The organism is Nocardia sp. Tas62D01, assembly GCF_055232035.1.
This window is the reverse complement of record NZ_JBUYUZ010000001.1, coordinates 7,502,060-7,526,515: the sequence shown is the minus strand read 5'-3', so window position 1 is coordinate 7,526,515 and position 24,456 is coordinate 7,502,060. Positions and strand designations below refer to the sequence as shown.

The following is a 24,456-nucleotide window of genomic DNA, read 5'->3' as shown; positions in this document are numbered from 1 at the left end:
AGCGCGACCCGGCGGGCACCGGGAGCGGGACCATTGGATCCGCTGGTGGACAGCATCGTGCGTGGGCAGAACATCGCCCGTCCGCTCGGGCGGAGTTGGCAGTCACCGACCGGGCGGGTCGTCGTCGCGCTCGACCACGTGCTCGAAACATCGTTCTACGGTGCGCGAAAGTGGTTGCAGGGCACTCGGTTGACCGCGACCGACGCGGACTGGACACACGGACACGGCCACGACGAGGTCCGCGGGTCGATCACGGACCTGCTTGATGGTGGCGACAGGACTTCAGGATTCCCGAACATCGGCCCTCCCAACACAGACGATGCCGGACCTCGACCACTCGGTCGAGTCACCGAGCTGACTAGTTCGACGTCCCTGCGGCTTGCCTCGCAACCGACTCGGCGACGTCGGTCTGGCGGTGACGGCGGCGGATTGCGACGACGACGACGGCCGCGATGATGAGCACCGCGACGCCCGCGATGAGGTAACTCGGTCCGCGCAGGACGTTTTCGAGGCTGTCCCAGTTGGCGCCGACGCCGTAGCCCGCGATCGCCAGTGCCGCGGTCCATGGCAAGCACCCTGCGAGAGTGATGATGCCGAACCGCCCGGCGGGCATCTCCGCGATTCCGGCGGGCAGCGAGATGAACGTACGAATCCCGGGCAGCAGGCGTGCCCAGAACACCGATGCGGCGCCGCGGCGGTCGAACCAGTCCTGGGCCCGGTCGATGTCTTCGTTGCGCAACAGCACATACCGGCCCCACCGGTAGAGGGCCGGCCGGCCACCGAATCGTCCGACCAGCCACGCCAGGTAGCTTCCGACGACATTGCCGAGTGTCCCAGCGGCGATCACCGCGATCAGATTCGGATGCGGCCCAGCGACGGCGCCGCCCGCGAGCGCGCCACCGAGCAGCATCGTGACCTCGGACGGCACCGGGATACACGCTGACTCGGCCACCATCAGCAGGAAGATGGCAGCCAGCCCGTACGTGACGATCAAATGCTGCATAGAGGACACACTTCTTTCACATCCGGGAGCAATCGGTCGGCCACCACTATGGCGAATCCTCGCTGAAAAACCGCTGAGACCGACCGACCGCACCGATCGAGAGCCGAATGGCGCGGGATCGAGATCAATCGGTGAAGTTGCTGTGCAGTCCGTAGCGGTGGGCGTACACGACGGCTTGGACGCGGTCGCGCAGGAGAGCCAACAGCCTGCGCAGGTCGGCCATCGCCGATCGGCTGGTTGCCTCGACCGCGGCCAAGGTGTCGGTGACGCCGTTGCCACCGGCAGTGCCGTTGAGCCGCAGCCGTGCGGCGCCCGCCTGCATGCCGGTGGTAGTGACCCCCCAGCGGGGACGCCCTCTCCCCGCCTGAGGGCGTCTGATCAGACGACGGATTGCGCTATCGAACCGTCATCTCGCCCATTTCGGACCAATCGGTGGCGTCGATGGCCTGGCTGATGATCCGCGGGGTCGACGCGAGAGCCTGCGGCAAGTCATCCATGGCGGCCTTGAAATGCGCGCTGCCGACGTGTGCGGCGCCCGCAGCCTGGTCGCGGAAGGCTTCTACGAGAACGAATTCGGTGTGATCGTCGATGCTGCGGGACCAGTCGAACCAGAGGTTGCCGTCCTCGGCGCGGGTGGCGGCGGTGAAGGGGCCGACGAGGTCGAGCCAGCGGTCGGTCCATTCGGGCTTGGTCTTGAATTTGACGACGATGAAGATCATTGCGCTCCTCCTTCGGTGAATCGGGGCTGCCGCGACACAGCCCGACCCCCTGGGCCAAGGGCGGTGCGCGTTGCGACTAACCCATTGTCGAACGGTCAGTAGATGTTGGAGGGCCGAATCAGTCCCTCGGCGAGGTCGCCGAACCCGGGTGCGATCACCGAACCCGGGTTCACCATGATCTCTTCGACGATCAGAGTCTCGGTGGTCAGCAGCATGGCCGCGATTGAGGCAGCGCTGCGCAGGGCCGAGCGGGTGACCTTGACCGGGTCGATGACGCCGGCGTCGAACATGTCGACGTAGGTGTCGGTGACCGCGTTGAAGCCGTGTCCGATAGGCAGTTTCGATACCGTGGCCACGGCCACATCACCGTCGTATCCGGCGTTGACCGCGATCCAGCGCAGCGGTTCCTCGACGGCGCGGCGGACGATCTCCCGGCCTTCGGCGGCGTCCCCGGTGAGCTCGAGCAGGTCGAGGGCCGGTTGCGCCTGCAGCAGTGCGGTGCCGCCGCCGGCGACCACGCCCTCTTCCATGGCGGCACGGGTCGCCGACAGCGAGTCCTCGACGCGGTGCAGCTTCTCCTTGAGCTCGACGTCGGTCGCCGCGCCGACGTGCACGACCGCGACCGAGCCCGACAGCCTGGCGACGCGCAGTTTCAGGTTGTCCTGATCGTGTTCGTTCTCCGCACGCTCGAGTTCGCGCTCCAGCTGGGCGATGCGCGCTTTCGCATCGTCGGCCGCGCCCGCCCCGTCGACCATGGTCGTACTCCGTTCGGTGACGGTCACCTTCCGCGCCTGACCCAGGTGCTCGATGCGGACGTTCTCCAGCGCGACACCCGAATCGGCGCTCACCACGGTGCCACCGAGAAGTGCTGCGAGGTCTTCCAATTCGGCAACGCGACGATGCCCGAATCCGGGTGCGCGAATGACCACCGAGCGGAAGGTGTCGTGCACGTTGTTGGTCACAAGCATGCTCAGCGCGGGGCCGTCCATGTTCTCGCACAGGATCACCAGCGGCCGCTGGGTCCGCTGGACCTGCTCGAGCACCGGCATCAGCGTCTGGACGGTGGAGATCTTCTGGTTGGTCAGCAGCACGTAAGCGTTGTCGAGTACCGCCTCCATCCGGTCCTTGTCCGTCACGAAATATGGTGAGATGTAGCCGTGGTCGAACTCGATACCGTCGATGTAGCCGAGGCCGAGGCCGAGCTGCGGCCACTCCTCCACGCTGACAACACCATTCACGCCCACCTTGGCCAGCGCCGCGGCGATGACGTCGCCGATCTCGGTGTCGTTGTTCGCCGAGAGCATCGCGACGTGGCGCAGATCCGCTTCGTCGATGATGGTGCGGCTGCGTTCGCGTAGCACGTCGACGACGGCCGTGGTCGCGCGTTCGATGCCCCGCTTGAGCTGGATCGGATTCGCGCCCTCGGCCACCGCGCGCAACCCCTCACGCACCATCGCCTGAGCGAGCACGGTCGCAGTCGTGGTGCCGTCACCGGCCACGCCGTTGGTTTTCGTTGCCACCTCCTTCACGAGCTGAGCGCCCATGTTGGCGAAGGGATCTCGTAACTGGATCTCCTTAGCGATGCTCACGCCGTCATTGGTGATCGTCGGCGCGCCGGTGAGCTTCTCCAGCACCGCGTTGCGGCCCTTCGGTCCCAGGGTCACCTTCACCGCGTCCGCGACCGCGTTGACCCCCTGTTCCAGTAATCCGCGGGCATTCGCGCCGAAGCGCAGTTCCTTGGCCATGTCGCACACACCTTTGTCGTGTCGTTGTTGTCGAATCGTGCTGTCACGGAACGAGAATCGCCCGGCCGCGGACCCGGCCGTCGTCGAGGTCGCGCAGCGCGGTCGCGAAGTCGTTCAGCGAGTACTTCGTGGTGTGCAGCCGTACCCGGTCCTGCGCGGCGAGCACCATCAGTTCCACGAGGTCGTTGTAGGAGCCGACCAGGTTGCCGATGACATTGATTTCGGTGGAGATGATGTCGATCGTGGGGACCGCGAGCACACCGCCGTAGCCGACGACGTAGTAATTGCCCGCCCGCCGCAGCATCGCGACACCGGCTTCTATCGCGCCACCTTCACCGACGAAATCGATCACCGCTTCGGCGCCATTGCCGCCGGTGATCTCGAGGACAGCATTGGCCTCGTTTCCATCCGCCAGGATCGTATGGTGCGCACCGATCTCACGGGCCAGGGCGAGGGCGGCCGGAGAGCGGTCCACCACAATCATTTCCGCGGCCGACAATGCCGCGAACACCTGGATGCCGATGTGCCCGAGTCCGCCTGCGCCGATCAGCACCGCCTTGTCGCCAGGACGCAACACCCGAGCGGCCTTGGCAACGGCGTGGTAAGCCGTCAGACCGGCATCGGCCAGCGCGGCGACGTCGGCGGGCGCGAGGGCCGGGTCCAGCTTCACCACCGCGCGTGCATTGGTTCGCAGGTACTCGGCATAGCCGCCATTGGTATCGATGCCAGGGAATTGCGAACTGGCGCAATGGACATCGTCACCGGCACGGCACGCGCGGCACAGCCCGCAGGTCATCAGCGGGTGCAGGATCACGGGGTCGCCTGCCTTCAGTCCGGTCACCGCCGATCCGACCGCCTCCACCCAGCCCGCATTCTCGTGGCCGATCGTGTACGGGAGCGTGACGCCGCTCTTCTGCTCCCACTGCCCCTCGATGATGTGCAGATCGGTGCGGCACACGCCGGCGCCGCCGATCTTCACGATCACATCCAGCGACGACTCGATCCTCGGGTCCTGCACCTCGACCAGTTCCGGTTCCGAATCGTAGGCGGCCAGTTGTACGGCCTTCATCGCGCTGCTCCGTTCTCATACGTGGTGGTGGAGGTGGTTTCGCCGTAGCGCGTCGCCAGTAGGCCGCGGCATAGGTGGGCGTTTCCCTCGATACTGACCCGCACCGCGCGGGCATAGCGCAGCCGGATCGCCAGTTCGCCCGACTTCAGCGCGACACCGTGCTCATCGACGAGAAGCATTGCGCTGGAACGGTTGTCGAGCCCGATCGCCTCGCGACGACGCTCCAGAGACTCTCGTTCCATCCCATCGGGAACATCGCCGAGTGTCAGCTGTAGAGGCGCGTTCATCCGGTCCGCCGTCGACAATCGGCGGACCACCCGCTCTAGCGCCGCAATATAGGCCTTGCGCTGGAAGGTCTTTCGCAGCTCGTCCAGTTCGCGGGTCGCCTCCGCGGGAAAGCTGCCGGTGAACCCCGCAGCTCGGGCGACACCGGTGTTGATCTGCTCCGACGCGAAATGGTCCTCCAGCAGCACCGTCACCGCACCGACCTCCGGCAGCGCCGCCACCGCATCATGGGCGTCGGCGACCATCAGGTACGCGAAGTTCGGTGCGCAGAAGTAGGTGGGCAGCCGCAGCCGGACGCGTATGTCGCGCTCGCCTGCGACCAGGACCTCGGTGACGAACCGCAACGTGGTGATCGGTTCATCGAGTTCGGGGTCCCGCACGGTGTCGAGCGCGGCCCACACGCGGGCGGCGACCGTGTCCGACGGCGCGACGGTGGTCATGCCGGCACCGGGCTCGCGACAGGCTGTGCGGTCGAGGACAGGGCCGCTTCCGCGGGAACCTCGAAGCCGTACAGCCGAGCCATATTGAGGCCGAGAATCTTCTTCTTGACCTCCGTGGTGAGCACACCGTATTCGGCCTGCATGTCCTCGGGGATCTGGAAGTCGACGAACTTCTCGATCAGCCAGGCGGGCTTCCAGATCGCGTAATCGCTGGCGAAGGTGATTCGGTTCTCGTCGAGCCAGTACAGCAGTTCGCCGATGATCTGCGCGAAGTAGCGCGGCCTGGTGTGAATGAACGGCATGGCGACGGCGAGTCCGCCGTAGACATTGGGCTCCTGGGTCGCGATCCAGCAGAAGTCCTCGAGCCGCGGCAGGCCGACATGCTCGATGATGAAGTTCAGATTCGGGAACGCGGTCGCCACATCGTCGACGTCCGCGACATCGAACGCGTCACGATTGAGCGGATAGACGGTGGGGCCCTTGTGAATATGGATATTGCGGATCCCCAGGTCCTCGCACTTCTCCAGGTAGCGATAGCTCCACGGATCGGTGAGCTTGTAGCCCTTGGACTCACCCTTCCATTCGGCCGTGTAGAGCTTGACGCCCTTCAGGTTCCAGCGTCGGTGCAGGGCCTCCAGTTCGTCGAGGCCCGCTTCGCCGTCCCGGGGATCCCACGCGCCATTGGTGATCAGCTTGTCGGGGTGCTTCTCGGCCAGGGCGCCGTTGCGTTCGGTGGTGTTGAAGCCGTTGATGTAGAAGTCGGTGAGATAGGTCGGCTGGAAGATCGCCTTGTCGACGTACCCGACCTCGAACAGATCTTGCATCAGATCCGCTTCGGTGTAGCTGCCGAACTTCTCCAGCGTCCAGAGTTCTTCGGTGGGCGAGAGATTCCGGTGATAGTCGTAGAAACACTGGGTGAAACCCTTGCCGTACCGATTCTTCTGATTGCTGGGGCCGCCGTCCCAGAAGTGGATGTGGCCGTCGACGATGAAGTACTTCTCGCCGTCCTTCTCATACATGATGTGCTCCGTTTATCGAGTCTTCGGAATGTGGGTTGCCGACGTGCGGGGGCTGATACGCACCTCGTCGATCCGCCAACCGGCGGCCTCCAACCGGGCGATAACCGCCTGGAGGCCCGTCGGGGCGTGTGCTGTGGTGAGTGAGACGGTCATTGCACCGGTTTCAGGTCGAAATCGATGTACTCGGCCGCGTCTTCCGGATTGGCGAAGAGCATGGTGCGGTCGTCGAAATGCACCATCCGCCCGTAGTGGGTGGACATGATCTCCTCGAAGTCGGAAAGTTCGAATTCCGCGCCGAGCGCCTCGGTGATCTCGTCGAAGTCGAAGGTCAGCACCTTGTTGCCGTCGACCCGGATCATCGAGGGGTACTCGGTGATCGAGACACCGTCCTTGCGGCCCATCACTTCCGCGACGACATAGCCGTTCTGGTTGTTCATCAGGGTGACGCCGCACATGTTCGACGATCCGACACCTGCGCCGAATTCCATTGCAGTACTCATCGGGTCAGCTCCTCGGGCAAGGTGAGATCCAGGTCGGCAAGCACGCTGCGCAGGCCGGCCTTGGCGGCTTCGAACGATTCGACGAAGGGGACGGTCCGCTCCTGCGGGTGCGACCAGATCGGTTGCAGCTCACGGGCGGCGGCAATGCTCAACGGCACCCATTTCGCCAGCCAGGCGCCCAGCACTTCGCGGTTGTGGTCGCGATGCCGTTCGTCGCGCGTCAGCAACGAGAACAGCGCGCGGGTGTAACCGAGGTCGCGGGTGTAGTCGTGCTCGCCGGACCCCACCAGGCTCGGCGTGACATAGTCGCCGTTGCGCGCCGAAATCTGCATGATGAGGTGGCTGCGGAACAGCACGCCGACCAGCTGTTCGAAGACGATGTTCGTCGCGAACATCGCCTCAGCCCAATCGCCCGCGGCGGTGAGCAATTCGACGTTGCGCCGCACGCCCTGCCAGACCGGATCGGTGTGCCACACCGCGCGGTGCACCGATCCGTCGAAACCGTTGATCGATTCGCTGAGGTCCAGGTTGTACAACGCGAGATCCTGCGCGAACCGCAGTTTGTGCGCACTGTTCACCGCGACCGCCGTGTTGATCATGTTGGTCGGGCCCGACCGTTGGACCGCGGTGAAGACGTGCAGGCCGAGACCGTTCTCGGCGTGCATCCACGCACCGAGGTTGCGCTCGACGAACTTCGTCCACGCGGGTGTCCAGGAGTGGTAGGCGTCGGCGAGCTTGGCGTTGGCCAGGTTCTGCTGGATCTGCCGCACAACATTGGCGTTGTTGCGATAGATCGTCTGCTCCCATTCCTCGTTCGGGTCCCGGAACTTGTGCCAGTCGGTGGATTTCAGCTCCGTCCACTCCTGCGGGTAGCCGCCGGGGCCGTCACCGAAGCCGTAGATCCAGCCCTGGCTCAGGTGGCGGTCCGGGTCGGGTTGGACGTCGAAGGTCACGTCCTCATACGTCGTCGCCCGCAGCTTGGCAGGGGTGAAATAGTTGTAGGAGCGACTGCTCGAACTCGGAAACTCCAGGGCGCCCGCTTCGGCGTCGGTGAATTCTGGCTTGGGGAAACTGCGCCCGGATTTCGCCGCGCGCTCGGCGGTGGGTGCGCTCATAGTCGGTGCTCTCTTTCTCTGGAATCAGTTCTGCGGAACCGTCGTGGTGAACTTGTCGAAGTGGATCCGTTCCCTGGCAACCCCTTTGCCGTCGAGCATGCGCATTGCGGCGTCGACCATCGGCGGTGGTCCACACAGGTAGATCTCGGCCTCGGTCAGATCGGGCTCGCGGCGGTCGACCACGTCGGTAACGAATCCGAAATCGCCGTTGGCGACACCGATCTCGGCCCAGTCTGCGGTCGAATGCTCCGAAAGTGCTGGCACGAAGACGAATTCGCTCAGTCGATTGCCGAGTTCCTCGATCTCATGCAGATAGAACAGATCCGCGGCGGTGCGGGCGCCGTAGTAGTAGTGGACCCGCCTGCTGCTGCCGATCTCGACGAGGTGCCGAAGCAGCGACAGGATCGGCGCCATTCCCGCCCCGCCGCCGATGCATACGATGTCGCGCTCGGATTCCTTCTTGATGGTGAACGAGCCATACGGCCCGCGCAGCCGCAACTCGTCGCCGACCGCGAGCTCGCCCTCCAACAGACCCGAGAACCGGCCGCCCGGATAGCGTTTGATGATGAACTGCAGCCGACCGCGGTCGGTCGGTGTGGTCGCCATCGAGAACGAACGGTGCTCGTCGGTGCCGGGGATCATCACGTCCGAGTACTGACCCGGCTTGAATTCGTATGCCGCCGGCTCGATCAACCCGAGCTCCAGCGAGACGATGTCGCGGGTCAGGGCGATCAACGCCGTGACACGCGTGCGAAGCTGTTGCAGCGGAACGGCATTGCGCAACTCGTCCTCGTCGAAGTTGATCAGCTCGATCTCGCAGTCGCTGTACGCATGCGACTTGCACAGCAGCACATACCCTTCCTCGCTCTCGTAGTCGGCGAGCGCGAAGCTGGAGTAGCGATCCATCTGGATGTCGCCGTCGAGCAAGAAAGACTTGCAGGCCGAGCACTGCCCCTCACGGCAGCCGTGCATCAGCGAAACCCCTTGGCGGAACGCCGCATCGAGGATCGTCTCGTCCTCACTGACCTCGATCGACAGATCGACCGGCTCGAACCTGATGTGATGGATGTCGCCCACGGGAAGCTCCTCGGGTGGGGCCCGGTGACGGCGCTCGCGGACAGCCGCGCCGCCACCGGGCGTTCGATGGGATCGTCAGGCGATTTTCGCCGGACGACCGCCTGGACCACCGGCCATGTACTCGGCGATGTGCGCCGCACGTTCGACGTCGGACATCTCGTTCAAGAGCACGTTGGGGCTCTGGAAGTTGATGCCGCGCAGGTCGTCGAGCGTCCACAACTTCTTCGGATCGTCCAGATCCAAGTGCGGCTGCGGAATCAGCGTCTTGCCGTCATCGCGGACATAGCCGAGGCCCTGCACCACGTCGGCGAGATCCTGGTTGTGATGCAGGGTCTCCCATTCGCGATGACCGGTGAGCCGCCCCATGTTCGGGGTCTGCCTGCCCTCGTACTCCGGGCGGAAGGCCTTGATGTCGGTCCACGCGCAGGTCTCCGAGCAGTACGTACGCCATTGGCCGTCGACCTTCTCGGTCACCATGTCCTCTCGAATCAGGCACGGCACCATGCAGGTCCAGCAGCGGTGCGGATACTGGTAGTCGACATCCTCGAACGCGATCGGCTTGTTGCGGCCCGGGTAGCGCAGGCGGTTGTAGTTCTCCCACCACTTGCCGTACTTGTTGTACCAACCCGGGTACTTCTCCTCGAACCACTCGAAGTCCCTGTCGGTCATCGGATCAATACGCCAGTAGTTGACCGGCCAGCCGGTCGCGAAGAACTGGGCGACCTCGTGCACGTAGCCCTTGTTCACGATCCGGTTCCACGCTTCCTCGACCAGATCGTGCGGAATCTTCAGGCCGTACTTTTCCAGCGGGATGAGGTAGCTGCGGTAGTAGTCGTCGTAGATCCAGCGCCGCCACATCTCGGCGTAGCTGTCGCGGTCCTTACGGCGATCCTTCGTGCCGTACTCGATGAACGTCCCGATCGCCGCGTCGACCACGCAGTGGTTGTTCCACCAGGCGTAGCGCAGGTCGCGCTCGAGCAGTTGCCGGTTGTCCTCATCCGCCAGCGCCATCAGCAGAATCGAGTAGCCGTTGGAGATGTGGCGCGATTCGTCGGACTGCACCGAGTGGAACACCGTCGGCAGTAGGTAATCGCCGTTGGCTGCCGCTTCCGAGGGCATCGCGACGAAAAGCGTGTTGGTGAAAGCGGTTTCGGCAACCACCGTGAGGTAGATGTTCGCGGCAGTGATCGCGTCACCGGTGATGAAGCCCTCACCGAACTGGCGGCCGATGGTGCCCGCGTAGTTGTTGGCGAACGCCTTCTCACTGATATCGAACCCGGCGGGATCGATGTAGTGGTTCATGTACAGCCGTTTGAGGTTCATCTGGATCGTCGAGTGCCGTACCTCGTCGATCATCTGCACCGCGAGACCGTTGTGGATCTCCGGATTCGGCACCGCGTCGATGGCCATCGGCATCGCACGCGCCGCCGAGATCTCCGGGAACGGGATGATCGACAGGAACAGCTTCTGCCACTCCATCCACCGCTGCTGCACCTGACGGAACATGTTGCCGCGGATCGCGCCGTCCATCGCGCCGAAGACGCGGTTGTCCTTCTCCTCCTCCATCGGGAAGTAGGAGCGCAGGATCTGCTTGAGCGGATCCTTCTTCGGTGCCTTGTCGAAGTTGTAGTCGGTGCCGAACCGTGTCGCCGGTGTCGCGAAGGTCGGTTCCCACGACAGTTCGGTGATCTTCTGATGCGCCTTGCTCAGGCTCTGCCTGCTCAACGTCTTCCTCCTGATGTGGCTGGGCACATTTCCTGTTATCCATGACACAGCGGAAGCGATTGGCTGGACGTCTCAATGTGAGACGCGTCGCACATTGAGACACGGCTACCGTGGGCTGTAGCAAGTCAGTACCGAGGTGATAGCAATGACGGACCCTCACGCCGACGGCGTCGTGAGCATGCAACGAGCACGCGACCAGTTCCTCACCGCAGGACTGCTCGACACCCTGCCGGTGCGCGACACAGTGCTCGATTCGTGGCGCCGGGCTCGCACGCTGCGGATCCATCCCGACCGGGTGGAGCTGCCGTATATGCGCGACCCCAATCTCGACTCACCGCTCACCAATGCCGCAGCGCCAGTGCTACAACGGCTCGCGAACGACCTTGCCGCCCAGACCGTCAGCGTCATCCTGACGTCCTCGGACGGGCTGGTGCTCGAACGCTTCGCCTCCGATCCGACGATCATGCGTGCGCTCGACCGCGTGCAACTCGCACCCGGGTACAGCTATGCCGAGGATTTCGTCGGCACCAACGGAATCGGCACCACGCTGGAGACGGCCAGCCCGACCTTCATCCGCGGCGGCGAACATTATCTCGGCACCCTCGGCCGGTTGGCATGTGCCGGCTCCCCCATCCGCCACCCGGTGACCAGATCGGTGCTCGGCGTCATCGACCTGACCTGCTGGGCCAGCCGATCCGATCCCCTACTGTTCACCCTCGCCAAGAGCGCGAGCAGCCAGATCGAGGATCGGCTCAGCGCGCTCGCACGCGAAAGCGAAACCGCGCTGCTGGAAACGTATCTGCGCCAATGCCGCAGGTACCCGCTCGGTGTCCTGGCCATCGGCGGCGACGTGGTGCTGATGAACCAGTACCTACGCCAGACGCTCGACGCGCACGACCAGGTTGCGTTGCTCGAACACTCCACCGATCTGGCCGGGCCGGGTTCCGCGAATACCCTCGTCGCGCCGCTGCCGAGTGGAATCACCGCGAAAGTCACGGCGGTCGAACGCATTTCGGTACGCGATGGTAGCCGCAATATCGTGCTGCACGTGCAGCTCGCCACCGTCCGTGCCAGTCAGCAGTCGATCGCACACAGCACGCTCGCACTGCCCGGTGTCGCCGGGCGCAGCAGCTCGTGGCGGCGCAGCTGTCAACAGGTGGAGCGGTGCTGCCGCGATCGCGAATGGGTGGTGCTCGACGGCGAAAAAGGTTCCGGTCGAACGAAACTCGCCAAGGCGGTCGCCGCGCACGTCAGCTCGGACAAGATGATCCGGGTGCTGCGGACATCCGAATTCTCGAATGCCGAGAGCATGCTGGGGGCGCTGATCGCGGAAACCGGCAATAACGATTTCAATGTCGTCCTCGCGGACATCGATTGCCTGCCCGGCGAAATGGTCGAGCCGCTCGCGGAAGTCCTGCAGGGCTGTGCGGGTCGTGGCTGGATTGCCGCCACGATGAACTCGGCCACGCCCACTCCGGCCGTCGATTCACTGCTGCTGCCATTCTTCACCCACACGGTCGGCCTGCCCGCGCTTCGACACCGCATCGAAGATCTCGAGGACCTTGTCCCGTTCCTGCTGCGCGAATTGACCAAAGGAGCCGACATCCGCCTCGCCCCGGATGCCATGCGACAACTCGGCAAACTACCGTGGCCCGGCAATGTCGCCCAGCTGCGCCAAGTGCTCGCCGACACGATCGCCCGCCAACGGTCCGGCGTAATCCACATCGACAAGCTACCGCCGCAATGCCGTTCGCTGACCCGGCGCAGGCTCAGCCAGATCGAGGCGTTGGAGCGCGACGCGATCGTCCGCAGCCTCCAGGAGAACGGCGGCAACAAGGCCGAAGCCGCAGTGGCACTTGGGATGTCGCGGGCCACCATCTACCGGAAGGTCAAGGACTTCGGTATCGCCTGAATCCGGACGCGCGCTCACGAGCCGCGCAGGCGGTACCCGACTCCGCGCACGGTTTCGATGGTGGCCAGTCCGAAGGGCACGTCGATCTTCTTGCGTAGGTATCCGACATACACCTCTACGACATTTTCGTCGCCCTCGTAATTGATATCCCATACCGAGCTCAGAATTTCCGCCTTCGTCACGACATCACCCGCGTGGCGCATCAGAAATTCCAGCACCCCGAATTCACGAGGGGTCAGGGCGAGCAGCTGATCTCCGCGCGTGACCCGGCGGCGCGCGGGATCCAGGCACAAGGTACCTGCGGTCAGGACCGTGGGGCGCACGGGCGCACCGCGGCGCATCAGTGCGCGCAGCCGCGCGACGAGAACGACGAACGAGAACGGCTTGGTCAGGTAATCGTCGGCGCCGAGGTCGAACGCGTCGGCCAGATCGTATTCGCCGTCCTTTGCCGATAGCATCAGCACCGGAGTCCATACTTCACGTTCGCGCAGCTCGCGCACGATCTGATAGCCGTGTTTGCCGGGCAACATGATGTCGAGCACGATGACATCGAATTTGCCGCTCGCCGCCAGTTCGAGACCCTCGAACCCTTCGTGGACGACCACGACGACGAACCCCTCCGCCGTCAACCCGCGCCGCAGGGTCTCGGCCAAGCGTTCCTCGTCGTCGACCACCAGGATCCGCACCGCACCTCCACTCGTGTCTGTGCAATCCATTAGACCCGAGTTCGCTGAGTGGCCGAGCGCGTTCTCAGCGTTCTCACAGCGAGCGACCCCAACACTGGCTGCGTGTCCGCAGCGAGGCCGACCTCCGTGACGGTTCTCAGCCCGCCACAGCATTATCTCAGCAATGTGCGAGCACGGTGGGAACCGTCAGCCATAGCGGCTGAGAACCCAAGAAAGGGCACCACCGATGAACAAACGGAACAAGATCATGGCAGCCTTCACCGCGGCGCTCGCGGCGGGCTCGATCGGCGTCGGCGTCACCACCGCCTATGCCGATCCGCCGACGGCGCCCCCGTCGGCTGCGGACACCCCGGAACCCGGCGACACCCCGGACGCACCCGGTGCCGCGGACAACGACAATGTCCAGCAGGGCGACCAGAATGGCCCCGAAATACCCGACAGTCCCGGAAACTGAGTTTCGTCGAAAGAAAAGGTTCTATGGCAAAGATCTGGCCCGTCCCGCATCCACGCAGGTGGGGGCTGCGGGTCAGATCTGCGCTCATCGTCACTGTCGCGGTCGCCGCCGGGATGGCCGCCTTCACGCTCGCCTTGACCGCGGTGCTGTATCACTCCCTGATCGGCGCCGCGAACGATGCCGCAACAGCGCGCGTCGACGAAATCACCCGCCAACTCAAACTGGACGCCCCCGCCGAACTCGACCGCAGTGCGCTCGCCACCGACCGCCGCCTCACCACTGCGCAGATCATCGCTGCCGACAACCAAGTAGTGCAGGCATCCACCGGCGCCCCCACGACTCCGCTCACTGCCGTGCGACCAGCGCTCGGGCAGATCGTGTACGACGCCGCCCCGGCCGAAGCCGAGTTCGGCCTTCGCCTGACCGCGACCACGACCGATGGGCTCAGCGGACGCTACACCGTCGTCGTGGCGACCAACCAGGAAGAAATCGAAAACACCGTCAAACTCGTCCTCGGGCTGGCCGGCACCGGGACACCGTTCATTACCGTGATCGCCGCGGGGGCCACCTACCTGCTCGTTGGCCGCTCACTACGCTCGGTAGAAACGATCCGGGGTCGAGTCGCGGCCATCACCAGCACCGATCTGACCGAGCGGGTCCCGGTACCGCAGCAACGCGACGAAATCGCCGCCCTGGCCCGCACCATGAACGAAATGCTCGCCCGTATCGAGGCCGGTAACAATGCGCAACGTCGCTTCGTCGCGGATGCCTCCCATGAGCTGCGCAGCCCGCTGACCTCGATGTCAGCAGCCCTCGAGCTGGGGATCCTGCGCCCCGACCTGTTCGACACCACGCTCGTCGAAACCACGCTGGTGCCCGAAACCGAACGGATGCGGCACCTGATCGACGATCTCCTGCTATTGGCACAATCCGACGAACGCGGGCTCCCCCATCGAACCGTCGATGTCGATCTCGACGATATCGTCGCTGCCGAAATCGGTCGCAAACGCAGCCAATCAGGACCGATCGAGATCAGCTCGGATCTCGAGCCGGTGCGGATCAGGGGCGACGCCGGCCACATCTCCAGAGCGGTACGCAACCTGCTCGACAACGCAGCCCGCTACGCCGCCGCTTCCGTCACCGTCCGTCTGACCCAAGACGGCGACAGCGCCCGAATCGAAATCGCCGACGACGGACCCGGCATCCCGCCCGCCGACCGTGACCGCGTCTTCGACCGATTCCTTCGCCTCCAGCACGACCGCAGCCGCGACACCGGAGGATCCGGACTCGGACTCGCCATCGTCGCCGAAATCGTTGCCGCACACCATGGCTCGGTTCATTTCACCAACACTCCCAGCGGCGGAGCCACGGCCGTTATCACGCTTCCGCTCGACCGATGACCGACCTCACCGTCGCGCAGCAGGTCGATGGCCGTTACCAGCGGCAATGTCGTAGCAACACAACAGCAATATCGTGGTGGTCAACTCGAACGATCACTTGTGGAGGTCTCGCAGTCACCAATCGGGGAGGTTGCTGTGCATGCATCATCGACACGGAGTCGGTCAGCCGCGCGGCGTCGCGGCGTACGGGCCGAGGCCGCGTAGTGTTCGAATCCTGTTGCAGCCCACACGATGCCGCACATCTGCTGCGCCACCGATACGGATTGCCGGTCGAACTGATCGGCCACCGCCCAGCGGTCGTGTGCGGCTCCCGAATCAGCGCCGTCGACCTACCCGCCACCCTCGGCTGCTACGTCATAGGTCTGCTCGGGGACCAACCGTCCCTACCTGTCGTGGCCAATCCACGCGACGCCGTATGGACCTTCCTCGTAACACCGCCCTGGCCGCCGACACCGACCAGCACCCACAGCCCGCTACGACTCGCCGACGCAGGCGTCATCGTCCGTCTACGCGGACAACGCGTCATGCTGCCGGTGTCCGACACCGGCCACGGCTGGCGCTGGGCATCCGAGCCATCATCCGCCGGAGCACTGCGGCTACCCACCCGATCGTCGGTACTCGAGGCAACCGAACTCGCTCTCGAGCTGATCACCGCGACCTAACCGAATCACGCGGTACACCAGCCGATTAGTGGACCCATACAGAATGGGCTCCGGAGTCACCAATTCGATAGACGAGGATAACCGATCCGATCGCGACGACCAACGCGACCACGCCGAGTATCACCTCGGCCGGGCGGGCGGTCACCGCGCCGGTGGCCCGCTCGTTACGGGCGACCGCCCATTCGTGGACCCGTTGACTGTGTTGCAACCACCACAACACCGCCACGACGAAGACCACTCCGGACCACAGGACCATCTGGTCACCCAGGTGCGCATGTTGGCGCAGGAAATCATTCGGCTTGGTGTGCCTTTTGAGCGATTCCCCGGCATTGGTCGTCAATGGCACAGCCGCCAGGGTGACCGCCGCCAGCACGGGCAGCCCGACACCGAGCCGTCGACGGGCCGCGGGCCAGACAACCGCCAATATCAGCGCCAGAGCCGTAAGCGGCACGAACACCACAACGAAATGCACCAGGAGAACGTGGGCGGGAAGCCCGTCAACAGTGGTAAGTCCCATGTGGGCGCACATTAGCGCAGCGACCTGTGACGACGCTGAAGACCGGCAAGACCGCGTACTCAGCACACAACGCGAGATGTTGGTCGCCTGGCCTGGTGAGAAACCAGCCTTTCGCAAGATCTCCAGCGTCACTTCGACCGCGCCGAGCGTGGCATGCGAAAGGACCTGCCGGGCGCTGAGACGGACAGCGAACAGATCATCGATGCGATCCGCAGTATCCTGTACGACACGTTGAGCAGTTACGAACGCAAGAAGATCGACCTTTGGGCGATCGACAAGGACACCTCGTTGCGTTCTTTACCGCTGGATTCCGTCATCATGATGGAGATCATCGACAGCTTGAACGAAAGATTCGACACCGACCTCCGACCGGAGGATGTCGCAAAGCGTCCGGAGACGTCATCGCTGCCATGAAATGAGAAGAGCAACGATACGACCGAGGGCATCACAAATTCTATGCCGAGGAAAGCTGCCGCACCGCCCTTCCGAAGATTATCGGAGCATGCGAGTCCGCGAGTTACACGTTCACCGACGACCTCCAGAGTATCGGCACCTCAATCGGTGTAGCTATTCAGCTGTCCCCCTTGGGGTTTGATGGCGTGTCGGTTGGATTGTGATGGCCTGTCGGGCATAGTGGCGGGGTGTCTGGAGCGTCGTCGGTTGAGCAGCTCGTTGAGCGGGTGGCCGAGTTGACGGCGCAGGTGAGGGTGGTGCTGGCCGAGAACGCGGAGTTGCGGGCCGCGAATGCGGAGTTGCGGGCCGCGAATGCGGAGTTGCGGGCCGCGAATGTGGAGTTGGGTTCGGAGAACACAGAGTTGAAGGCGCTGGTGGGGTCGCAGTCCGAACAGGCTGCGGCGCAGGCGGATCGGATCGCAGTGCTGGAGCGGCGGTTGGCTGCGGATTCGTCGAACTCGGGGTGGTCGTCGGGGTCGGACTCGCCCTATGACAAGAAACCGGCCAAGAAGCGGTCGTCGCGGACCCGGTCGGGGCGGTCGGCGGGTAAGCAGAAAGGCTCGGCAGGCACGTCGCGGCCACTGCACGATGACCCGAACCACACGATCCGGTTGGAACCGCCCCGCTGCCAGGGGTGTTCGTGTTCGCTCGACGGTGCCGCCGAGGTCGCCTGCGAACGCCGCCAGGTCGTGGACACGGCACCGGCGGCGGCGCCGGTGATCACCGAGTATCGGCGTATCGCCCGCGAATGCGGGTGCGGGACAGTGACTGCCGGTGACTGGGCCGATGCGGCACCCGAGCATGTCGCGGTGATCGCGGCGGCGGGGTCGCCGGTGCGGATCGGGCCGGTGGCTCTGGCCCGGGCGGCGTTGCTGACCTGCGGGCATTACCTACCGATCGGGCGGAGCCGGGATCTGTTCGTCGCACTGTGCGGCCTCGATATTTCGACCGGCTGGCTGGCAGGGGTGCGTGGCCGCGCCGCGCGGCTGCTGGAACGACAGTTCTCCGTCCACATGCGAACTCTGCTGGCCACCGCGCCGGTGTTGCATGCCGACGAAACCACCGGCCGCGCCGCCGCGGAGTTGAAGTACGTGCACGTCGCCTGCACCGACTATCTGACGTTGATGCACGTCGGTGGCCGCTCCGCCGACGATATTGATGCCGGTGGTGTGCTCGGCGAGTTCACCGGGATACTGGTCCGCGACGGCTACGCCGGGTACGCGCACCTCAAAGCGGCCCACGCGTGGTGCGGTGCGCACCTGCTGCGCGACTTGCGGTCGATCCACGATGCCGATCCAGCCGGGCAGGTATGGGCGAAAGCGATGATCGACTGCCTGCTCGACGCCCACACCGCCGCTGGCCGGGCCCGCGCCGCTGAGGCATCGGCTCTCGACGCCGACACCCTCACCGGGATCCGCCGCGCCTACGCCGGTGCGATCGGGCTGGGCCGCGACGACAACCGTGACCGGAAAACTACCTTGGCCGCCGACGCCCGCAAGCTGGTGCAGGGCTCCGGCGTTGTCGCCTAACTAGCCTGCGACCAAGGGTTTTGGGTGTTCGTCAGCAGGTGGAGGCCTCTGTTCGGTGAGAAGGCTGTCGTCCGGCAGGCCTCGGCGATGTTGGCGGCACCATCGATGCGGTGAAGGCTTATCGCCGTGTTTCGGAGCGTCGCGGCGACTTGCGGAGCGGTGCCGGTCCGCAGGGTGCTGCGGTCTTCGTCGTAGGTCACATCACGGACCCAGTGGATCGCATTCTCAATTCCCCAATGGTTTCGCAACCATTCGGCTAACTGTCGGGGTTTGGCTTGCTCGAAGGTGACACTGCAGATGGCGTATACGGTCTCGACCGTCAGTTTCCCGGTGGTGACCTGGACGCGTTCGCGGGTGATCTGCATGATCTGGCGGGCGTAGGGAAACCCGATCCCGCGCGGCACGCTCAGCACCTTCATGGTGCGGGTCTCGATCCTGCCGTGCGATGGCTTGGCGTCGGCGTCACGGTGGGCGATGGGGACCTCGGCCCACGGCTGGGCGATAATGCGAGCCAACAGCTTGGGCTGATTCGCCTTCACCGTCATCAAATAGTGCGACTTGAGCTGCCCGCAGATCAGTTTCGCCGTGGCGACCTGCGTGTGCATCGCATCGATCGTGGCGATGAGCCCGGTCCGGTTCATTGCCTTCAGAAGCTTTCGCACCGTGGGGATTTCGTTGGACTTCGCGGCGACTGCCAGCTGGCCGAGGACCAATCGCGCGTGGTGGGCGAAGATCGACACCAGGTGCGGTGCGCGGCCCCCGCCCAGGCGCGCCCCGCGCACGGTTTTGCCATCCAGGGCCACCGCCATCAGTCCGCCGGAGTCCGCGGCAGCGGCCACGGCGGCGAAATAGTCACCCAACCGGCGATCCAGATCCGCGGCGTCGAGTCTGGCGATGAGGGTTCGCAACGTCTTCTCGCTCGGGCGACGCACTCGGATGCCCAGTTCTGCCAACACTTCCGGTGGCGCGGTACGCACCCAGGTGGCGAACCCGGCCACCGACTGCATCCCCGCCGCCGTGGCCAGGATCATGATCGCCAGCAACCCCACCAACGGGTACCGGATTCCACGGGGATCACGCGGGTCGGGAACCGTCTTCAGCACCTCCAGCAAACACGGTGCGACCGTGTGGGTTTCCGGTTCGACGCGCCGTCGATCCAACACCTCCACAACGGGCTCGACAAGGGATACTGAACAGACGGACACGGGCGACTCCGGGGAAGATTCTGGCCTAAGGAACCTTCATCCTCCTCGAGCCACCCGTGTCCGCCTCGCATCCGAAACGGCGTGTCGCACAGCTAATTACCGCAGCTCACCGGCTTGCAGACCGACAACGCCGGAGCCCTGCAAGCTGGTGGCCCGGTTCACCCGCTACGAAGACATGATCTTGCGGTTCGCGACCGACCTGACCGTCCCGTTTTCGAACAACGAAGCCGAAAGAACGCTCCGACCAGTCAAAATACAGCAACGAACCAGTGGTGGAGCATGGCGAACCCTGCAGGGAATCACCGACTTCGCGATCGTCACTTCCTACCTCGACACCGCCCATAAATGGGGCCTCGACAAACTCGACGCCCTCACCCAACTGTTCACCACCGGTCCGTCGCTACCGCCTGCCCTCACACCCGCAGCCGCCCCATAACCACGCACGCATACCACACCGACCACCGAAAACCTCACCACCCCAGGTGAATAGCTACCAATCGGTGAGGCAAGCGAATCGGAAGCCGCACAGGACCTATACCTGTCCACCGCCCAACAGACGACGAATCAGATCCGCGACGATATTTTCGGATTTTCGGCACCCAGAAGTCGCCGATATCGTCCGGGTCACATGCGACGAGTGGTGGCCCGCCGGTGCAAACGTCGCGCGGAATGCGGGCCCGGGAGATGCTGCCCAACATCATTTCGTCGGTGGACCAAAGGCGGCCATGCGAGCCCGCATATCGACCAGCTTCGAACACCGTTGTTGGACCCTACCAGCTGATCCGGCGCATCGGGGTCAATATCTACGTCGAAACTCCGCCGCTCGATTCCGGCGGCGAGATAGATTTCTGGCATCGCTTCACCGATGAAGGCCTCTATATGCCCATGAAACGCAGCACCTACGGTCTCGATCGCGACGGCTTGGGTGTACCACACCTGTCCATCCACCCCGATCAGGGCGACCTGGTGATGTTCGACGCGGCACGAGTGCACGGCGTCCGCGCCCGCCGCGGCGCTCCCGGGTGACGGCGGCCTGCTTTCTGGGCGTCCGTTCCGTCGCCGATCCCATAGTCGTCTTCGCGTAGATACGACAACACGTAACCGTGCAGCGTGGTCGACTATACTGACCTGCCATGGGTGACCGTAAATTCGTCATCGTATTGACGAAGAGTTACGAACTGAGCTGGTTGGCGTCCGCGCTCGGACACGTTACCGCCGGCCTCACCGCCAGTTTGGGCGCGCGGTCCGACGACATTCAATTCGTCGAATACAAATCGAGCGACGGGCACACCTATCCATGGATCAGCGATTGGCCGTTCATCATCCTGCGCGGTCGCGGAGGTCACATGAACACATTCCGCGACGAACTACAGAACCGCGATCTGGCGTGAGTCACCTACCTGGACACGATGCTGACCGGAGGCTCGGTGGCGCAGCGGGCCGCCTTGCGGTGGCCACTTTCGGCGAGGCGGATGTCATCAACGAGTTGACGAAGAAACTCTCACTCTGGCAATGAGTACTGCACGGATTGGATGGCCCACCATGTCCAAGCCCTACTTACTACTACAGTTGCGACCCGAACGTGACGCTGCCGACGATGAGTACGAAGCGATACTGCGCGTTTCCCAGCTCGATGTCGACGAGGTCGTTCGAATACACATGGACCGAGGATTGTCCGACGTCGACCTCGACGATTTCTCGGCCGTAATCGTCGGTGGTGGGCCGAGCAATGTCAGCTATCCCCATGATAGGAAATATGACTATCAGCTACGGTTCGAGCCGCCACTGCGGCACGTGATCACCGAGATCATCGCCAGAGATTTCCCGTACTTCGGCGCCTGCTATGGATTGGGCATCCTGGCCGACGTGCTCGGCGGGAAGGTGAGCGATGAACGCTACGGCGAAACAGCAGGCGGCAGCACGATCGTGCTGACCGACCACAGCGCCGAGGATCCCCTGCTCGGCGACATCCCACAGTCGTTCCGGGCGTTCGTCGGACACAAAGAAGCATGCCAAGCGGTGCCACCCGGTGCGGTACTGCTGGCCGAGTCGATCGGTTGTCCGGTGCAGATGATCCGAGTCGGGCAGAACATCTACGCCACGCAATTTCATCCCGAGTTGGACAGCAAAGGGTTGGCGGTACGCATCGAAACCTACCGAGACGCCGGCTATTTCGAGCCCGATGAGGCGGCACGATTGACGGCCCTCGGCCATCAGGAATCGGTTCCCGTGCCGAGAGAGTTACTGCGCCGATTCGTGGCGCGTTACCGCGGCGGATCGGCTCTGGGTCGTCCGGCTACCGGTCGCGCCGAGTCCGCTATCGCGGGTGAAGGGTGACCGGCAACGCCGAGGGCGACAGGACGAAGTCCCGATTCGAAGCGCGCACAACGTAATCTGGGTCGGGCGTCGGTCGCCATCGCACCAGCAGCGCGGCCGACGCCAGCGTGATCTCGAGCAGGGCGAAATGATCGCCAAGGCAGCGGCGGCGACCGACACCGAAGGACAGACTGGCTTTCTTGTCGATCTCACCGGCACGCTCCGGAGACCAGCGCGCCGGGTCGAAGGCTTCCGGATTGGCGAAATAGCGCTTGTCGTGCTGGACCATGTAGGGGCTGAACATGATTGCCGTGCCATTCGGAATGGTGAGCCCGCCGACGGTAACATCGCCGTCGGCAGTGCCCGCACTGATCCACGGGCCCCAAAAGCGAAGCGTCTCCGCCACAACCTGTTTCAGGTAGGGAAGCTCGCCGAGATGATCGGCGCTGACCGGGCCGGATCCGACGACAGCGTCGAGTTCGGCATAGAGCTGCTCGGCAATGTCGGGACGTCGCATGACCTCGTGCCACAACCATCCCGCCAGCGACGCCATCGAACCCACCCCACCGGCCAGCATGAGGATCGCTTCGTCGATGATGTGCTCGTCGGAAAGCGTCGCTCCGGTTTCGGGGTCTGTATGCCGGATGAGCGCGGAGACCACGTCGTTGAAATCTTCGTCGCGGCGGCGGTATTCGGACACGACGTCCCCGATCGCGGCCCGCAGGTGGCGCGCCTTCGTGCGCCATCGCCAGTTCGCGATGACACGGAGATGACGCAGCTGCGGCGGTAACGCGGTCCGCAGGATGACCTGACTGAGCAGCCAGGGCACGTTGTCCCGGATCTCGCAGCGCGCATCGTCGCTGAAGCTGGCGGTGAACAGTGTCGAAGACACCGTGTCGAGCACCAGGCCGTGCGCCTCGTCCATCAGATTCACGTGCCCACCCGACGGAAGCCCGGCCGCCCAGGCGTCCGCGATATCCGCCGCCGACTTCGTGTACTCGGCAAGGCGGCTCAGACGCAGGGCGGGCGCGATCATCCGGCGCCGAAGCTTGTGTTCGTCGCCGCGCAGGACGTTGACCGAGCCGCCCGCGATGTCCTTGATCGCCTCACGCAGGTCGTCCCGATTGAGCTCGGCGTCGCCCAAGCCGACCTCGCGAACCAGATCCGGGGTGGTGAGCAGGTAGCCCGTCTTCTGGCCGAAGAAGATCCGCACTATCGGCCCGAGCTCGGACAGTGACGTGACAAACGTGGGGGCGCCGCGCAATGCCTGCAGGCTGTGTCCCACCAGCGGCAGTCGTCCCGGCGCCGTGGGAACCTCCGACAGATCTCGCGGCACCACCAATTCCGGGCTGCGCTCTGCTTTCTCGCGTGCCTGCCGGTAGATATCCACGACTGTCTCCGTATGACGTGACTGCAGAACCGAGTCGCCGTGCTTGCCGAGCACCTCGCGCATCTGGGCGAGCGCGGTGCGGTCGGCGGCGAGCTTGGTGATCGTCTCGGCGATCCCGGCGGCGGACGGATCTCCCGTGCGAATGCCACCACCAATGGGTACCGACTCGTCCAGATCGGGATCGCAATAGATGATCGGAAGCCCCACCGCCACTGCCTCCAGCAGCACCATACCCTGCGTGTCGAAACCGTGGGAAGCAAACAGCAGCGCATCGGCATCGGACATGGCGACCATGCCCTCGGCTTGAGTGACCCTGCCGTGCAAGCGGATTCGGTCCTGCAGATGTCGTTCGGCGATCGCGGCGGCCGCGCCGTTGCGCAAATCGCCTTCACCATAGATATCGAGGGTGCAGTTGTCGGCGCGGCGCACCGCGTCGATCGATTCGAGCAGGCGCTTTTCGGTGGAGAACCGTCCACTCCAGACCAGCCGCAGTGGTCCGTCGTTCGGCCGCCTGGAAACCGCGCGGCTTTCGAGCAATGCGTCGTCGACGCCGTTGGAGACGACCTGAATCGGTCGGGTCAGCCCGTGCGCGACCAGCAGTTCGGCGAAATGGCGGGTAGGTGCGATTACCTGGTCGGCGGCCTGGGCCTGGCCGACTATCGTCCACCAGGCGTGGCGGGCGGCACGGCTTTCGGGTCGGTGCGACATGTGATGGCGGTGCGGCACGAATCGGCCGTGCAGTGCGCGCATCGTCAAAGCCGCCAGATACGGTGCGGGCGAGGTCTTTTCGATGAACGCGTCGTCACGGCTCTGGGCGGTATGCACCAGCGGAAGCCGGTGCCGTCGTGCCGCTTTCAATCCGGCGATGGCAACGCCGTAGGTGGTGTGCGTGTGCACGACGTCGATCGGGCCGCGCGCCGCGAAGGTAGCGTCGATCAGCTCTTCATTGCGCTCGGTGGGCAACACGACGGCGAAACCGTTCACAGCGAGAGCCGTGACCGCGTTGAGTTCCACCACGTTCGGGATAGCGTCCGCGCCCGGTAGCGGCGCGACAAAGAGTGTGACGCGATGACCGGCGCGTTCGAGTCCGCAGCACAGCGAGTCGACCGCGGTCTGGACCCCGCCGAGCGTGGCGGGGTGGTAATCCACGAACATCGCAATATGCACAATGGTCACGGTACTGACACACGACGTCTGCCAAGGAGCCCCCAGTTCCGTCGACTCCACGTCGAACG

At 64.4% G+C, this 24,456-nt stretch carries 25 protein-coding genes; 10 read left to right on the top strand and 15 right to left on the bottom strand.

All coding sequences use genetic code 11. The features are described from left to right. Positions 1-358: 358 nt before the first annotated feature. The 11 genes from ACV7NQ_RS36085 to ACV7NQ_RS36035 form a co-directional block, all read right to left on the bottom strand. Positions 359-1,003 (bottom strand): DedA family protein, encoded by a 645-nt coding sequence (locus ACV7NQ_RS36085; RefSeq protein ID WP_463363649.1) that lies wholly within the window; start codon positions 1,001-1,003, stop codon positions 359-361. Positions 1,004-1,127: 124 nt separating this feature from the next. Continuing rightward, positions 1,128-1,325: a hypothetical protein gene (locus ACV7NQ_RS36080; protein WP_463363648.1), complete on the bottom strand. Its 198-nt coding sequence runs from the start codon at positions 1,323-1,325 to the stop codon at positions 1,128-1,130. 73 nt (positions 1,326-1,398) lie between these two features. Next, on the bottom strand, positions 1,399-1,722 hold the full coding sequence (locus tag ACV7NQ_RS36075) for a putative quinol monooxygenase (RefSeq protein ID WP_463363647.1): 324 nt from the start codon (positions 1,720-1,722) through the stop codon (positions 1,399-1,401). A gap of 95 nt (positions 1,723-1,817) precedes the next feature. Then, the gene (groL, locus tag ACV7NQ_RS36070; RefSeq protein WP_463363646.1) at positions 1,818-3,467 is read right to left on the bottom strand and encodes a chaperonin GroEL; all 1,650 of its coding nucleotides are present in this window, start codon (positions 3,465-3,467) and stop codon (positions 1,818-1,820) included. A 43-nt stretch (positions 3,468-3,510) separates the two neighbouring features. Next, complete coding sequence (locus tag ACV7NQ_RS36065; protein WP_463363645.1) at positions 3,511-4,536, bottom strand: NAD(P)-dependent alcohol dehydrogenase; 1,026 nt, start codon at positions 4,534-4,536, stop codon at positions 3,511-3,513. Continuing rightward, entirely contained in the window at positions 4,533-5,261 is a 729-nt protein-coding gene (locus tag ACV7NQ_RS36060) for an iron-sulfur cluster assembly protein (RefSeq protein ID WP_463363644.1), read from the bottom strand. Before ACV7NQ_RS36060 ends, ACV7NQ_RS36065 begins: the two co-directional genes overlap by 4 nt. Further along, on the bottom strand, positions 5,258-6,280 hold the full coding sequence (locus ACV7NQ_RS36055) for an amidohydrolase family protein (protein ID WP_463363643.1): 1,023 nt from the start codon (positions 6,278-6,280) through the stop codon (positions 5,258-5,260). The genes ACV7NQ_RS36060 and ACV7NQ_RS36055 overlap by 4 nt, the downstream gene beginning before the upstream one ends. Before the next feature lie 149 nt (positions 6,281-6,429). Further along, positions 6,430-6,780, bottom strand: coding sequence for a propane 2-monooxygenase effector subunit MimD (gene mimD / locus ACV7NQ_RS36050; RefSeq protein ID WP_463363642.1), 351 nt, complete (start codon positions 6,778-6,780; stop codon positions 6,430-6,432). Continuing rightward, positions 6,777-7,895: an aromatic/alkene monooxygenase hydroxylase subunit beta gene (locus ACV7NQ_RS36045; protein ID WP_463363641.1), complete on the bottom strand. Its 1,119-nt coding sequence runs from the start codon at positions 7,893-7,895 to the stop codon at positions 6,777-6,779. Before ACV7NQ_RS36045 ends, mimD begins: the two co-directional genes overlap by 4 nt. Before the next feature lie 24 nt (positions 7,896-7,919). Further along, positions 7,920-8,972: an FAD-binding oxidoreductase gene (locus ACV7NQ_RS36040; RefSeq protein WP_463363640.1), complete on the bottom strand. Its 1,053-nt coding sequence runs from the start codon at positions 8,970-8,972 to the stop codon at positions 7,920-7,922. 75 nt (positions 8,973-9,047) lie between these two features. Continuing rightward, entirely contained in the window at positions 9,048-10,697 is a 1,650-nt protein-coding gene (locus ACV7NQ_RS36035; RefSeq protein WP_463363639.1) for a ferritin family protein, read from the bottom strand. A 145-nt stretch (positions 10,698-10,842) separates the two neighbouring features. Here ACV7NQ_RS36035 and ACV7NQ_RS36030 point away from each other — a divergent pair, with 145 nt between their 5' ends. Continuing rightward, positions 10,843-12,609: a sigma-54-dependent Fis family transcriptional regulator gene (locus ACV7NQ_RS36030; RefSeq protein ID WP_463363638.1), complete on the top strand. Its 1,767-nt coding sequence runs from the start codon at positions 10,843-10,845 to the stop codon at positions 12,607-12,609. A gap of 14 nt (positions 12,610-12,623) precedes the next feature. On the opposite strand, the gene ACV7NQ_RS36025 is transcribed toward ACV7NQ_RS36030, so the two are convergent. Next, complete coding sequence (locus tag ACV7NQ_RS36025; RefSeq protein WP_463363637.1) at positions 12,624-13,295, bottom strand: response regulator transcription factor; 672 nt, start codon at positions 13,293-13,295, stop codon at positions 12,624-12,626. Between the two features lie 226 nt (positions 13,296-13,521). Here ACV7NQ_RS36025 and ACV7NQ_RS36020 point away from each other — a divergent pair, with 226 nt between their 5' ends. From ACV7NQ_RS36020 to ACV7NQ_RS36010, 3 genes are all read left to right on the top strand, one after another. Then, positions 13,522-13,749: a hypothetical protein gene (locus ACV7NQ_RS36020; protein WP_463363636.1), complete on the top strand. Its 228-nt coding sequence runs from the start codon at positions 13,522-13,524 to the stop codon at positions 13,747-13,749. A 23-nt stretch (positions 13,750-13,772) separates the two neighbouring features. After that, positions 13,773-15,149: a sensor histidine kinase gene (locus ACV7NQ_RS36015; protein WP_463363635.1), complete on the top strand. Its 1,377-nt coding sequence runs from the start codon at positions 13,773-13,775 to the stop codon at positions 15,147-15,149. A gap of 203 nt (positions 15,150-15,352) precedes the next feature. Continuing rightward, positions 15,353-15,811, top strand: a complete 459-nt coding sequence (locus ACV7NQ_RS36010; protein ID WP_463363634.1) for a hypothetical protein — start codon at positions 15,353-15,355, stop codon at positions 15,809-15,811. Positions 15,812-15,836: 25 nt separating this feature from the next. Here the strand turns inward: ACV7NQ_RS36010 and ACV7NQ_RS36005 are convergent, their stop codons facing one another. Then, positions 15,837-16,328, bottom strand: coding sequence for a hypothetical protein (locus ACV7NQ_RS36005; RefSeq protein WP_463363633.1), 492 nt, complete (start codon positions 16,326-16,328; stop codon positions 15,837-15,839). Between the two features lie 153 nt (positions 16,329-16,481). Between ACV7NQ_RS36005 and ACV7NQ_RS36000 the strand changes: the two genes are divergently transcribed. After that, complete coding sequence (locus ACV7NQ_RS36000) at positions 16,482-16,742, top strand: acyl carrier protein (RefSeq protein ID WP_463363632.1); 261 nt, start codon at positions 16,482-16,484, stop codon at positions 16,740-16,742. 227 nt (positions 16,743-16,969) lie between these two features. Next, entirely contained in the window at positions 16,970-18,310 is a 1,341-nt protein-coding gene (locus ACV7NQ_RS35995) for an IS66 family transposase (RefSeq protein WP_463363631.1), read from the top strand. Here ACV7NQ_RS35995 and ACV7NQ_RS35990 read toward each other — a convergent pair. Further along, positions 18,307-19,515: an ISAs1 family transposase gene (locus ACV7NQ_RS35990; RefSeq protein ID WP_463358437.1), complete on the bottom strand. Its 1,209-nt coding sequence runs from the start codon at positions 19,513-19,515 to the stop codon at positions 18,307-18,309. The genes ACV7NQ_RS35995 and ACV7NQ_RS35990 overlap by 4 nt on opposite strands. Between ACV7NQ_RS35990 and ACV7NQ_RS35985 the strand changes: the two genes are divergently transcribed. The 4 genes from ACV7NQ_RS35985 to ACV7NQ_RS35970 all read left to right on the top strand — a co-directional run bounded on the left by ACV7NQ_RS35985 (position 19,436) and on the right by ACV7NQ_RS35970 (position 21,852). After that, positions 19,436-19,951: an IS66 family transposase gene (locus ACV7NQ_RS35985; protein WP_463363630.1), complete on the top strand. Its 516-nt coding sequence runs from the start codon at positions 19,436-19,438 to the stop codon at positions 19,949-19,951. The genes ACV7NQ_RS35990 and ACV7NQ_RS35985 overlap by 80 nt on opposite strands. Positions 19,952-20,184: 233 nt before the next feature. Continuing rightward, positions 20,185-20,541 (top strand): hypothetical protein, encoded by a 357-nt coding sequence (locus ACV7NQ_RS35980; RefSeq protein WP_463363629.1) that lies wholly within the window; start codon positions 20,185-20,187, stop codon positions 20,539-20,541. 107 nt (positions 20,542-20,648) lie between these two features. Beyond that, positions 20,649-20,906: a DUF2000 family protein gene (locus tag ACV7NQ_RS35975; RefSeq protein ID WP_463363628.1), complete on the top strand. Its 258-nt coding sequence runs from the start codon at positions 20,649-20,651 to the stop codon at positions 20,904-20,906. 151 nt (positions 20,907-21,057) lie between these two features. After that, the gene (locus tag ACV7NQ_RS35970; protein WP_463363627.1) at positions 21,058-21,852 is read left to right on the top strand and encodes a glutamine amidotransferase; all 795 of its coding nucleotides are present in this window, start codon (positions 21,058-21,060) and stop codon (positions 21,850-21,852) included. Here the strand turns inward: ACV7NQ_RS35970 and ACV7NQ_RS35965 are convergent. Continuing rightward, positions 21,833-24,397, bottom strand: coding sequence for a cytochrome P450 (locus ACV7NQ_RS35965; RefSeq protein ID WP_463363626.1), 2,565 nt, complete (start codon positions 24,395-24,397; stop codon positions 21,833-21,835). The two genes, ACV7NQ_RS35970 and ACV7NQ_RS35965, sit on opposite strands and share 20 nt — an antisense overlap. Positions 24,398-24,456 lie beyond the last annotated feature (59 nt).